Source organism: Candidatus Liberibacter asiaticus (genome assembly GCF_000590865.3).
GTDB classification, from domain to species: Bacteria; Pseudomonadota; Alphaproteobacteria; order Rhizobiales; family Rhizobiaceae; genus Liberibacter; species Liberibacter asiaticus.
On sequence record NZ_CP010804.2, the window covers coordinates 1,063,357 to 1,075,495 of the forward strand.

The window sequence follows — 12,139 nt, forward strand, 5'->3', positions numbered from 1 at the left end:
GAGTGTACTAGAAAAATGCTAAGTATGAAACAAAAAAATCCTGATACTGAAAATAACATTGCTGATAAAATAGCATTATCTCCAGAATCTACTATTCCACCGGAAGACCTAGAGAGAATTTCAAATGATATCATCGCTGCTTTGAAAACAGTATATGATCCTGAAATACCTTGCGATATATTTGAACTCGGACTCATTTATAAGATTGATGTTGAAAATGATTACATGGTGAAAATTTTGATGACTCTCACTGCTCCTGGATGTCCTGTCGCAGGGGATATGCCTAAGTGGATTGAAAATGCTGTTGGTGCAGTAGAGGGAATATCGGGTGTAGAAGTTTCGATAACTTTTGATCCCCCTTGGACTCCGGATCTCATGTCAGAAGAAGCGCAAATTGCGACAGGTTATTATTGAATATCTATCATATTCTACGGAAATTTATTGACGAATATTTGCATATCTTGCTTGTTTTAAGGAGTAGTTGAGACAATGTCAGACATAGTGACCATGACAGAAGCGGCAGTATATCGAATCAAGGAAATTGTTTTCAATTCACAGGGAAAAGCGCAGGGTATTCGTATTTCTCTTAAAAAAGGTGGGTGCGCTGGTTTGGAGTATATGGTTGATTTAGTGACTGACAATCCTGTAGATGGAGATGATTTGATAGAAAAAGATGGTGTAAAGGTTTGGATTGATTCTGCTTCTCTCCTTTACATGCTCGGAACAGAAATCGATTTTAAAACAGAAAAATTATACTCAGGTTTTGTCTTTCATAATCCCAATCAGGTTTCCGCTTGTGGTTGTGGACAATCAGTAGAAATAAAGCGGGCTGATCTTTAAAAGTTTTAAGATTATCGAGAAAAGTACGCTATTCAAAATAGTATACAATAAGCAGTGATCATCATCATCATGGGTGTTATTATTTTTTTAATCAAAATATGAATTAACTGAGCATAATAATTCATACTAATCGTTTTGAAATTTCTTATTTTTCATGTGGAGCTCTGTTAGAGCGTATTCTGGGATTTTTGCGGAACAGAACAGAATGTTTTAGCTTATCATGCTTATTCTTTGGAGGAGTATGGGTACAATCTTTTGTCTTTATTTATTGCTAAATGTATCTATTTATTAAACTCATGATGATTTTGGCGGATAGTCGTGTACTATATTATGGTGATCGGTAATACAATAGGATCCATTACCTACTTTTTTGATGTTATGAGTATCAATTTTCACCTTTCCATATCCCCCAGGAAGATCAAGAATATAAAATGGTTGGCATAGTCCCGAAATTTTTTCTTTTAAACTCGCAACAATTTTTTGTCCTTCTTCAATGGTAAGACGAAAATGGCTTGTTCCAGCAGCAAGGTCTGGGTGATGTAAATAATATGGCTTGATTCGCAATTCTACAAAAGTTCGCATGAGATTGGCAAGAATTTCGGGATCGTCATTAATACCTTTAAGTAATACTGATTGGCTTAAAAGAATAATGCCAGCATTTGCCAGTCTAGAAATAGCAGCAATAGCTTCTTCAGAAAATTCATAAGGATGATTAGCATGTATCGCAATATATACAGGTTTACCCGCTTCTTTTAAACATTGAATGAGTTCAGGATTAATACGTTGAGGATCAACAATAGGTACACGACTATGAAAACGTAATATTTGAACATGCTTAATATACCTCAATGTTTTCAAAACTTTTTGCAAACGCTTGTGGGATAAAATTAAAGGATCCCCTCCTGTAAAGATCACTTCCCAAATTTGAGATTTTTCTTGAATATAAGCAAGAGCAGCTTCCGTATCTTTAGAAGATAAAACCGTGCCTTTTTGTGAGCCAACCATCTCTCTACGAAAACAAAATCGACAGTATACAGGACATACATGCAATAATTTTAGCAGTATTCTATCAGGATAACGATGTACAATGCCTTTTAAAGGGCTATGATTATTATCTCCAATAGGATCTTCTCGTTCTTCTGGTAAAATATTCAACTCTTCTTTCTGAGGAATAAATTGGCGGGCAATGGGATCATTGGGATTATGAGGATTAATCAGATTGGCAATAACAGGTGTCAACGCAATAGAATAATGATTTGAAATTTCTTTTATCTCATCGATTTGTTCTTTCTTGATGAGATTTGCATTATATAAATCTTGTGCAGACGTTAGTGTTTTATGACGTAATTGCATCATATTTCTTCTTGATTAGATTGAGAAAACGGTGTCCAAATCACTTCATTGATATTATTTGCACCTGTAACCAGCATGACAAGCCGATCAAAACCCATGGCTATACCAGAAGATTGTGGCATCTCTGTTAAACAAGCAAGAAAATCTTCATCTATTGGATAGGTTTCATTATATATCTTCTTTTTTTCCTGCATTTCTTTTTCAAAGCGATGACGTTGTTCGATTGGATCAAGGAGTTCATCACAAGCATTGCATAACTCAATATTACAAGCATATAGCTCAAAACGTTTTGTAAAACGAGGATCAGCAGGATAAATATTAGCAAGTGCAGATTCTGGAGCAGGATAACGATCAAGAATAGTGCAACAATTAATCCCAAGATTAGGTTCTATTTTCTCTATAAGAATGCGAGAGAAAATATCACTCCATGTATCATCGTGAGCGACACGTATTCCCGCCTGTTGTGCTTGTAGATATAAAAGATGGCGATCAGGTTGATCAGGATTATCAAGTGTAGTGCCAAGATCAATATTTGCATATCGTGCAAAAGCTTCAGCGACGGTAATATATTCCGGTTCACTAAAAGGATTACAATTAACATTTTGAAAAGAAAAAATTTTTTGATTAGCTACTTCTGCGGCACATCGTATAATGTTCATACAATCTTTCATTAATTGTTCATATGATTCATGCGCACGATACCATTCTAGCATAGTAAATTCTGGTTGATGCAAACAGCCTTGTTCTCCATTTCTCCATGCATGTGCAAAACAAAAAATTTTTTCTTCTCCTGCCGCAAGAAGCTTTTTACAAGAAAATTCCGGAGAAGTTTGCAGATATAAAGGCTTTCGTATATGGTCTTGGATGATCAATTCTGTAGAAAAGGCTCGAATGTGCGTTTCATTTCCAGGAGAATATTGAAGAGACATTGAATCAATTTCGATAAACTGATTTTCGACAAAATATTCTCTTAAAGAGCTTTGGATCATATTGCGCTTGAGAAGAAAAGGACGACGACGATAATGAAAATCACGATTCCACCAAGGTTGGGAAGGAATTTGATGCATGAGCATTTTTCTTATTTTTAGAAACCAATTATCAATATTTAAAACAAAAATGTCAGATAGTTGGTTTTTAGGATAAAAAAGTAGACAATCTACTTCATAAGCACGATGATATAGTCAAATAGTCTTTTTTACTATAGTTTAAATAAGGAATAAATTCAATATGGTGAAAGTTATCGCTTCTGCTGTGCGTAAAGGTAATGTTCTTGATGTAGATGGAAAACTTTACATTGTCCTTGTTGCAAAAAATTTTCATCCCGGAAAAGGCACTCCTATAACACAAGTCGAAATGCGTCGTATTTCTGATGGAGTGAAGGTTTCGAATCGTTGGCGTACAACAGAACAAGTAGAACGTGCTTTTGTTGAAGATCAGCGTTTTCAGTTTCTATACCAAGATCAGGAAGGGTTTCATTTCATGAATCCCGAAACTTATGATCAAGTTACTGTTTCTGAAGAGGTTATCGGTGATCAAAAAGTGTATTTCCAAGAGGGAATGGAAGTAAAACTTTTAATCCATGAAGGAGTAGCGTTATCTGTTGAAGTGCCACGTCATGTAGTATTCACCGTCATTGACACAGAGCCTTCTTCTAAAGGACAAACGGTTACAGCATCTTATAAGCCAGCAATCCTCTCCAATGATATTCGGACCACAGTGCCTCCCCATATTAATATAGGAGATGATATCGTTATTCTTACAGAAGACAATTCATATGTTGAACGCGTCAAAAAATAACCTTATCAACTTTGAGAAGAAGCAGAGGTCAATACCACATTATTAAGATTATTTTCCAAATAATTTTGGCCGCTTTCTTAAACGTTATACGATTTTCTATTCCGGCGATCCGTTCTGAACTGAAATTATCGTAGCAGTTGATCATGATAAATCAGAATAGAGGGCATCTGAACACCCACCCATCATAGCCGTTGATGATAACAAAGAAGCAATTAACAATCTCTGGATCCTCATGAAACCAATTCCATCATTTTACGTTACTAACAAGCAACGCACTCTCAGAGTGTATCTTCTCCATAATTATTTGATTTAAATCAATACTTCAATTTTTAATTGGTTAAAAAAAATTGTAATTAAAGCATGATTTAGTATCAAAAATTGTAAATAATGCAGCTTTTAGTGATAACGAGTGATAGTAGTACTTCTTCCACTTATGATATGGTCACCTTTAAGGATAATATCTGCAATAGCAAATAGTATCATTAAAAAAAATTACAATTTTAAAGATAAATTTAATAAAATATTGTATAAGTAAATGTGCTATTTTTATCGATAATGAAAAACGATTGTATAAGATTGTTTATGTACTACTAACATTTGCGCTTTCTGCTTGTGCGTTATTCCAAGCGAAAGAATCTCAATATGAGAGCAAGGTTTACGTTCCCTTGCAATTTTTCCTTAGACTATTAATTATCTGCTATGATTTCACTGAAAAAAGAAGAAGGACTTCATGAATGAAGATTCATTGTGGTGTTATCGTCTTTTATGCTAACAAGATCATGAATCAATCACCCATGAGGTCATCGTTTGTTTGGTATGCTCATGCCATTGAAAAGAAGTAGAGGTAAATACCACATTGTTAAGATTATTTCCCAATTTATTTGGTTCAATGTTCGTCTAGTCACCCACCAAATAGTTTTGGTTACTTTCTTAAACGTTACACCATTTGTTCTATCTGCTTTTAGATTATTCTGGGTTGTCTTTTATGAATAGCTGCTTGGTTCTAAACTATCTGTCTCTATTTTTTTTACAATCTCGTTCAATTGTGACATTGCTATTCGTGTATATTCCCGTTTTTCTATTTCTTTTTTTTCTTTATTAGATTTCTCCTGTTCTAATTGTTTATTTTTTTCCTCTGTTTTTTGTAGTGCTTCTTTTACTTTCTTTAGTGCTTCTTCTTTAGTTGATGATGGTACATCAGAGTGGAGCACATCTGAGCACCCCCCCATCACAACCGTTGTCGATAACAAAGAAGCAATTAACAATCTCTGGATATTCATGAAATCAATTCTTTCATTTTACGTTATTAACAGGAACGCACTCTCAGAGTTTATCTCTTCCATAATTATTTGATTTAAATCAATATTTTAATTGTAATGGGTTAAAAACAATAGTTTGAAAAAACGATTATGTACTACTATGTACTATAGCATTTGCGCTTTCTGCTTGTGCGTTATCCCAGAATCTCAATGTGAGAGTAAGGTTTACGTTCCCTTGCAATTTTTCCTTAGACTATTAATTATCTGCTATGATTTCACTGAAAAAAGAAGAAGGACTTCATGAATGAAGATTCATTGTGGTGTTATCGTCTTTTATGCTAACAAGATCATGAATCAATCACCCATGAGGTCATCGTTTGTTTGGTATGCTCATGCCATTGAAAAGAAGCAGAAGTAAATACCATATGTTAAGATTATTTATGAATTTTTTTATAGCACAATTCACGCATAATTTCGGAAATCTCATAGTTTTTATCAGAAGCTTCTTTGTGTTTCATGCAAGATTCCTCATATAGCCTTTGAGATTCTTTTGGGTTTTCTTCTTTGAGCATAGCTGATTGTCGCAATGCATTATCAGCGTCTGTCTGTATCTTGTTACAGGCATCCATTTGGGGGTTTATTATTCGGTCGAATTCTTGCTTTACTTCTTTTATTTTTCTGTCTCTATCCAATTTACTTTTTTCTATTTCTTTTTCTATTTTTTTAATGTTTTCCGTTCTTTTGTCTATTTCTGCTCTTATATCTTGTAGTTTTTCAAGGTTAGACGCATTTGAATCCCCACCTGTCACAGCAATTGACGATGGTAAATCAAAGTGGGACGAATCTGAACACCCATCCATCACAACCGTTGTCGATAATAAAGAAGCAATTAACAATCTCTGAATATTCATGACAATAATCCTTTCATTTTCTAGTTACTGATAGAAAAATCATTCTCAGAGTGTATATCTTCCATAATAAATTGATTTCAGTCAATATTTCAATTTTTAATTGGTTAAAAACGATCGTTTGAAAAGTTGTAATTAATCATGATTTAGTATCAAAAATTGTAGATAATGCAGCTTCTAGTGATAATGAATGATAATAGCACTTCCTCTACTTATGCGGTCACCTTTATGGTCTTTGTAATAGATCTCCAAAGATTCAATAAAAATTCCCCTCAACAATGATTGCCAAAAGCAAGGAGAATATCTGCAACAGCAAATAGTATCATTAAAAAAAATTTACAATTTTAAAGATAAATTTAATAAAATATTGTATCAGTAAATGTGCTATTTTTTTTGATAATTAAAAAACGATTGTAGATGATGCGATTAATATACTTTTAGTAACAACAATCATGCATATGAGATATAGTTATATATATATAACTTGGGGGGTATATTATGTCGCTTTCTAATTACTTTACTAGTAATATGTTCTATGTACTGCTATCATTTGCGCTTTTTGATTGTACGTTACCATCAAAACGACCAAAGGAGTCATAATGAAAGAAAAAATAGGGCAAATGCTGATTATAGGTTTTGATGGATTCGAGTAGCCCAATTGCACTTGCTATTCAAAATAGGCAAATTGGAGGAGTGGTGCGATTTGATTATGATTTTAAGAAAAAATCCTATCAAAGAAATATCAAAAATCCTATTCAATTAGAGAGATAACAGCATTACAAAATATGGCTAAAGAAGCTGATAAACAAAAAGTAAATTCAGTAGAATCTTCATATCCTTTAATGATTGCGATTGATTATGAAGGGGGAGAAGTATCTCGTTTAATCTGCACAACAGTTTTCGCAATTACCAGCTAAGCAAGCAGAGCAAGAAGCGAATAATTGGCTAAAAACTTGGTAACCTCAGGCATCAATGTGAATTTTTCTCCAGTCCTTGATCTTTTATACGGGCCAGAAACATTTATTGCACAAAAAAGGAGTATTTTTTCAAGAATTCCCGCAAAAGCGGAAGAGAGTGCTCAATTGTTCTCTCGTACCTATATAAAAAATCCAAAATAACTTGTGCTTATAAACACTTTCCTGGGCATGGTAGTGCCGTAGGTGATACTCACTTTGATTTCGTAGATGTCACCGATACTTGGCAGAAAAAAGAATTAGAGCCATATCAAGATCTCCTTGGTAAAAAGGATGCATGCCCGATTGTTATGGTTGCACATGTTGTTAATCGTAATTTAGATTCTAGTAGCAAATCAGCCACTTTATCTAAAGAAATTGCGGGATGAGATGGGCTTTCAAGGCGTTGTTAGCACTGATTGCATGCAAATGGAATCTATCGCGGATCATTGCTGTCTATAATGCAGGTGCCGATCAGCAAGATCCTGCTGATGTCATTGAACTTATTTATGCTCATGTAAAATCAGGTGAGATTAAACCAAGTAGGATTGAGAGTGCTTATCAACGTATCATCTACCTAAAGAATAAAATGAAAACCTAAACTCATGTAGTGATGGATTTCATGATGTCGATTGAGGAGCTATCGTAGAGGATGTCTTTCTAGTGGACTTCCGATTAAAATGGCGGAGAAGCGAGTATGACAGTAGAGCAGGGACAATATGACCAAATCTGCTCTAGTGGTTGGCGACTATGTCGCAGGGATATCTACTGTATTTAGGATCTATTGAATTTTTTCGGTTTGTTGAGTTCAACAACTGATGTCTATTGATGATTTTTTAAAGGTGGATATCCCCATTATTTATAGAGTGTTGTGCAACTCTTAAAGCCTTGCTCTCCAACAAATTTGCAATATTTTTAATAATATCCTTTTTATAGACTTTAGAGTATGGTAGTTTAAAAACTATTTTATTTCATTTTATAAAAGCACCACTTTTTGTATTTTTTGAGCTGTGCTTTTAATCTTTAACTATTTTATTTTCTTACGAATTTACCTTCTAATTTTTCCGCGAATTCACGTTCTACCATTTCAAATGCTATCCTTTTTTTTTGTATTACATCTGCTTTTTCACTACACAAATCACACTCATCGCACTGGTCGAATCCCAATTCAATAAACTCTTCTATTAACTCTCTTATTTCTTTTTTGTATTCGTTATACGCTCTTGTGAGTGTGTCGACGGCTTTAGTGATTTCCTCAATTTCTATTGCGGATTTGCCTAAACCAAATTCTCTGAGTTCTGCTACAACTGATTTGTAATATTTAGTTAGTGCTTTAAAATATTTTAGTTCTGTTCTGAAGTCTATGTAAAAAGCTTTACTCAATTCTTTAGGCGATTTTTTATGGCTTGATACTTTATCGTAAGCACCATATACCTTATCCCGTTTTTTATGTGCTTTTTGGGCTTTTTCGTATAGCTCTTCCACCTTGGTTACGAACTCTTTATTAATGACGGATTCTTTGGATCTGATTTGTAAAAAACTGCCAAACTTAGCATCTGGTATTTTAGAGGTATCATTGTTGCTTGCACTAACAGAATACCCCATCAATCCTAGGAAACAGAACAATATATACGCAAATACGCGATTCATTTTCAATCCTTAATATATAAAATCAACGAAAAGTTGATTTTATATATTATCACGATTTTCCTATTCTAGTCGAGGTTCGAATAGTATTTAGTTATTAAATGGTTAAAAAGACATTTTATGGTAAGTTGCGATTGAGATATATCTATATCAAGGAATGTAAGACTACAGATAAATATATCTAATAACGCAATTATTTTCCATTACCTATATACTACAAAACAAATCAATGATTTTTCAGAATAGCTATCCTTGTATTCTGCGGATCAATAAAATGAAAATAGGACAACTAATTTGGACAAAAAGCATCCTACCAATCAATGGTGCCCTCGACGGGGTTCGAACCCGTTACCTCCTAATTACAAATCAGGCGCTCTACCAGCTGAGCTACAAGGGCTTTTCCGTTAGTGATGGGATATACCGTACTCAACTCATAAACAAAAATCAAGAAACGATGATGTTCTACACATACAATTGCCTATTGTACTTCAAGACACCCATCAATCAATAAAATTATATATTTTAAAAAAACAACATAAAAAATATTTTAATTATTTCAATAACTTCTGTATTGAAAATTCAATACAATAATATTCTAAAATTTCTTTATTTAGTTGTTATAGTATTCTATTCTACAAAGATTAAATACGGTACCATTATCCTATAACTACCCATAGCTATCAAGGATGATCTTTCTCCTGCGAGTTATAATTTAAAAAAAAGTGGACTAAGAGATGAATCTTTGTACAATAGAGATAGGTTGTCCAGATGATATTGAAGAACGCAAAAGAATAAGCCAAAGAAAATTCGAAAATCTTCAAAGTATTATTTGTACTGAATTTGAAAAGTTAGAAAACGAAGCACACGAGAATTCAGCAAACCGTTCCCCAAAGATCTTTACAGTAAAACATTGGTTACGCGACAAAAGTCAAAAAGAAGATCTCGGAGGCGGGCGTATGGCAACGCTATGTGCTGGGAAAGTATTCGAAAAAGCTGCCGTTCTCGTATCAACAGTTTATGGAGATTTATCTCCAGATTTCAAAGATCAAATACTCGGAACAACAAAGAACCCATATTTTTGGGCAACGGGTCTTTCGGTTATTGTTCATCCTTATAACCCGCATGTTCCTGCTGTGCATTTTAATATACGTATGATCGTGACCGGTGCTTATTGGTTCGGTGGAGGAATTGATCTCACCCCATCCTTAGAATCCCGTCGTCATTCCTATGATCCAGATGTGATATTTTTCCATAATACTCTCAAAGAAATGTGTTCTCAACATGCAGTCGCCAATTACACACACTATAAAGAATGGTGCGATCGGTATTTTTATCTACCACATCGACAGGAATCTCGGGGTATTGGAGGAATATTTTTTGATCATCTTCATTCTTCTCCAGAGATGGGGGGAATAGATGCAGATTTTTCTTTTATCTCTGCTGTCGGAGACTGTTTTATCAAACTCTATCCATCGTTAGTACGCCGTAATTATCATCATTTATTTTCTGAACAAGATCGGCAAGAACAGTTGATTCGTCGTGGACGTTACGCAGAATTTAATCTTCTATATGACAAAGGAACGAACTTTGGATTTAAAACAGGAGGCAATGTGGAAAGTATTTTAGCATCTATGCCACCCTTGGTAGCGTGGCCATAGCCATAAGATTTTTTTATTCCTTTAGCATTGTCATGCAATTTATAACAGAAAGATAGTCACTAATAGACTAAAAAGTATCATATAAGGATAATATAATGGAAGGAGTGAAAATTCATGAGAGTTGGAAAAGTTTGCTAGAAAATCATTTCCAAAGTGAGCATATGCGCAATTTAAAAGAATTTCTTCTTTCTGAAAAACGAAAAGGAAAAAGAATTTTTCCTCGGGGATCACATTATTTCCGCGCTTTTGATATTACTCCTTTTAACAAGGTAAAAGTTGTAATCTTAGGACAAGATCCTTACCATAACTATGGTCAAGCACACGGTTTATGTTTTAGTGTTCCTCTTGGAATACGTATTCCTCCATCTCTTGTAAATGTTTATAAAGAATTGCAAGAAGATGTTAATTTTATTCCTCCTACGCATGGTTTTTTGGAACATTGGGGACATGAAGGCGTATTATTATTAAACGCTGTATTGACGGTTGAAGAGGGACGTGCTGCTTCTCATAGAGGGAGAGGATGGGAACAATTCACAGATTCTGTCATTGATTTGATCAGTAATAATCATCAAAACATTGTTTTTATGTTATGGGGTGCTTCCGCTCAAAAAAAACAGGATGTTTTAGATCATAAACGACATCTTGTGCTCAAAGCCGCACATCCTTCTCCATTATCAGCAAGCCATGGCTTTTTTGGTTGTCGCCATTTTTCTAAGGCTAACCGATATCTTCAAGAACATGGAAAAACAACGGTTAATTGGCAAATACCTTTGTCATAAATGTCATATGGAAACAAGAGAATACGGATTATTATCAAAAGGATACGTCTTCGTTATTAACACTTTAGAAAGAGGTAAATTACACTATATAAGTGTATGATAGGCAATAAATATCCAAAAGAGGGGCAATTATCTTGTGGGAAAGAATCGCTAATACTATCGTTGCTACAAGTAAAAAATGGTCTTTTTTATTTGCAATATTATCTCCAACAGAAGTTTATAATGTTCACCGTAGAATATGGCATCTTTTACGTGACGATTTTGGGTATTTCACAAAGAGAACTTTTTTCTGTTTTGCCTTTTTTATAACTATTATATACGTGTTTTTTCCTATTTTTATAAATTTTTTAATTTCCTATATTTATAAAAACATAGGCTATAAAATATCCTCCCAATATTATTCTCTTACAGAATATACATGGCATGATATTGAGACATTTCTTGCACTACTTTATATGTCTTGTATTTTGGTCGCAACAGACGATCGTAAGTTAAGGATGATAGAAGATGGTGATCGTATTATAGAAATTATTCAAAGTATACGTCGTGCTTTTGATCAATATAAAGAAGAAGAGAGAAAAGCATTGTCAGATATACAGGAACAATTATTAAACGATGCCTCTAAGAAGATCGTTTTTTCTTCGGATAGAGAAGAATATATTGGACTACATCAAAAACAAATTGATCTTATCCATCAAAATATTGATCGACATCTGGCAAGAATGAAGAATCAATTAGTTGCAGAATCAGATGAACTAGAAGATATTTTATCTCGATATAGCATCGAATCTATTCCCTTAGACCTCCCTGAAATGAGTCAAGACGAAGCGATTAAATATATAAATCATGTATATCTGTTAGGAAAATGGATATCACGAGGAGAAATTCAGAGAAGTCAGATCGCTCGCAGGGAATATATTGGATATCTACAATAAAAAAAGATTG

15 protein-coding genes and 1 tRNA gene are annotated in these 12,139 nt (G+C 34.0%); 10 read left to right on the forward strand and 6 right to left on the reverse strand.

Annotated elements, in window-relative coordinates:
* Nucleotides 1-24: 24 nt before the first annotated feature.
* Both CD16_RS04780 and sufA read left to right on the forward strand, forming a co-directional pair.
* Nucleotides 25-414, forward strand: a complete 390-nt coding sequence (locus CD16_RS04780) for a DUF59 domain-containing protein (RefSeq protein WP_015452894.1) — start codon at nucleotides 25-27, stop codon at nucleotides 412-414.
* Nucleotides 415-489: 75 nt separating this feature from the next.
* The gene (gene sufA, locus CD16_RS04785; protein WP_015452895.1) at nucleotides 490-840 is read left to right on the forward strand and encodes a Fe-S cluster assembly scaffold SufA; all 351 of its coding nucleotides are present in this window, start codon (nucleotides 490-492) and stop codon (nucleotides 838-840) included.
* A gap of 294 nt (nucleotides 841-1,134) precedes the next feature.
* Here the strand turns inward: sufA and CD16_RS04790 are convergent, their stop codons facing one another.
* Nucleotides 1,135-2,193 (reverse strand): lysine-2,3-aminomutase-like protein, encoded by a 1,059-nt coding sequence (locus tag CD16_RS04790; RefSeq protein WP_015452896.1) that lies wholly within the window; start codon nucleotides 2,191-2,193, stop codon nucleotides 1,135-1,137.
* Nucleotides 2,193-3,260 (reverse strand): EF-P lysine aminoacylase EpmA, encoded by a 1,068-nt coding sequence (gene epmA, locus CD16_RS04795; RefSeq protein ID WP_015452897.1) that lies wholly within the window; start codon nucleotides 3,258-3,260, stop codon nucleotides 2,193-2,195. The genes CD16_RS04790 and epmA overlap by 1 nt, the downstream gene beginning before the upstream one ends.
* Nucleotides 3,261-3,420: 160 nt before the next feature.
* On the opposite strand from epmA, the gene efp reads away from it, so the two are divergent.
* Nucleotides 3,421-3,990 (forward strand): elongation factor P, encoded by a 570-nt coding sequence (efp, locus tag CD16_RS04800; protein ID WP_015824970.1) that lies wholly within the window; start codon nucleotides 3,421-3,423, stop codon nucleotides 3,988-3,990.
* Nucleotides 3,991-4,973: 983 nt separating this feature from the next.
* Here the strand turns inward: efp and CD16_RS04805 are convergent.
* Entirely contained in the window at nucleotides 4,974-5,270 is a 297-nt protein-coding gene (locus CD16_RS04805; protein WP_054105251.1) for a hypothetical protein, read from the reverse strand.
* Between the two features lie 413 nt (nucleotides 5,271-5,683).
* Entirely contained in the window at nucleotides 5,684-6,160 is a 477-nt protein-coding gene (locus tag CD16_RS04810) for a hypothetical protein (RefSeq protein ID WP_055688161.1), read from the reverse strand.
* 636 nt (nucleotides 6,161-6,796) lie between these two features.
* On the opposite strand from CD16_RS04810, the gene CD16_RS05900 reads away from it, so the two are divergent.
* The 4 genes from CD16_RS05900 to CD16_RS05830 all read left to right on the forward strand — a co-directional run bounded on the left by CD16_RS05900 (nucleotide 6,797) and on the right by CD16_RS05830 (nucleotide 7,711).
* Nucleotides 6,797-6,928: a hypothetical protein gene (locus CD16_RS05900; protein WP_015452899.1), complete on the forward strand. Its 132-nt coding sequence runs from the start codon at nucleotides 6,797-6,799 to the stop codon at nucleotides 6,926-6,928.
* A 14-nt stretch (nucleotides 6,929-6,942) separates the two neighbouring features.
* Nucleotides 6,943-7,074, forward strand: coding sequence for a hypothetical protein (locus CD16_RS05905; RefSeq protein ID WP_015452900.1), 132 nt, complete (start codon nucleotides 6,943-6,945; stop codon nucleotides 7,072-7,074).
* 197 nt (nucleotides 7,075-7,271) lie between these two features.
* Nucleotides 7,272-7,499 carry a glycoside hydrolase family 3 N-terminal domain-containing protein gene (locus tag CD16_RS05965; protein ID WP_350341711.1) on the forward strand — a complete coding sequence of 76 codons (228 nt, stop codon included), beginning with the start codon at nucleotides 7,272-7,274 and terminating at the stop codon, nucleotides 7,497-7,499.
* The gene (locus CD16_RS05830) at nucleotides 7,496-7,711 is read left to right on the forward strand and encodes a hypothetical protein (protein ID WP_015452902.1); all 216 of its coding nucleotides are present in this window, start codon (nucleotides 7,496-7,498) and stop codon (nucleotides 7,709-7,711) included. Before CD16_RS05965 ends, CD16_RS05830 begins: the two co-directional genes overlap by 4 nt.
* Nucleotides 7,712-8,142: 431 nt before the next feature.
* On the opposite strand, the gene CD16_RS04825 is transcribed toward CD16_RS05830, so the two are convergent.
* Together CD16_RS04825 and CD16_RS04830 are read right to left on the reverse strand one after the other, a co-directional pair.
* The gene (locus tag CD16_RS04825) at nucleotides 8,143-8,715 is read right to left on the reverse strand and encodes a hypothetical protein (protein WP_015452903.1); all 573 of its coding nucleotides are present in this window, start codon (nucleotides 8,713-8,715) and stop codon (nucleotides 8,143-8,145) included.
* Between the two features lie 363 nt (nucleotides 8,716-9,078).
* Nucleotides 9,079-9,154 (reverse strand) — tRNA-Thr (locus CD16_RS04830).
* Nucleotides 9,155-9,491: 337 nt separating this feature from the next.
* Here CD16_RS04830 and hemF point away from each other — a divergent pair.
* The 3 genes from hemF to CD16_RS04845 all read left to right on the forward strand — a co-directional run bounded on the left by hemF (nucleotide 9,492) and on the right by CD16_RS04845 (nucleotide 12,129).
* The gene (hemF, locus tag CD16_RS04835) at nucleotides 9,492-10,415 is read left to right on the forward strand and encodes an oxygen-dependent coproporphyrinogen oxidase (RefSeq protein ID WP_015452904.1); all 924 of its coding nucleotides are present in this window, start codon (nucleotides 9,492-9,494) and stop codon (nucleotides 10,413-10,415) included.
* Nucleotides 10,416-10,510: 95 nt separating this feature from the next.
* Nucleotides 10,511-11,194, forward strand: a complete 684-nt coding sequence (gene ung, locus CD16_RS04840) for a uracil-DNA glycosylase (RefSeq protein ID WP_015452905.1) — start codon at nucleotides 10,511-10,513, stop codon at nucleotides 11,192-11,194.
* A gap of 134 nt (nucleotides 11,195-11,328) precedes the next feature.
* Nucleotides 11,329-12,129 (forward strand): hypothetical protein, encoded by an 801-nt coding sequence (locus CD16_RS04845; protein ID WP_015452906.1) that lies wholly within the window; start codon nucleotides 11,329-11,331, stop codon nucleotides 12,127-12,129.
* The last annotated feature ends 10 nt before the right edge of the window (nucleotides 12,130-12,139 follow it).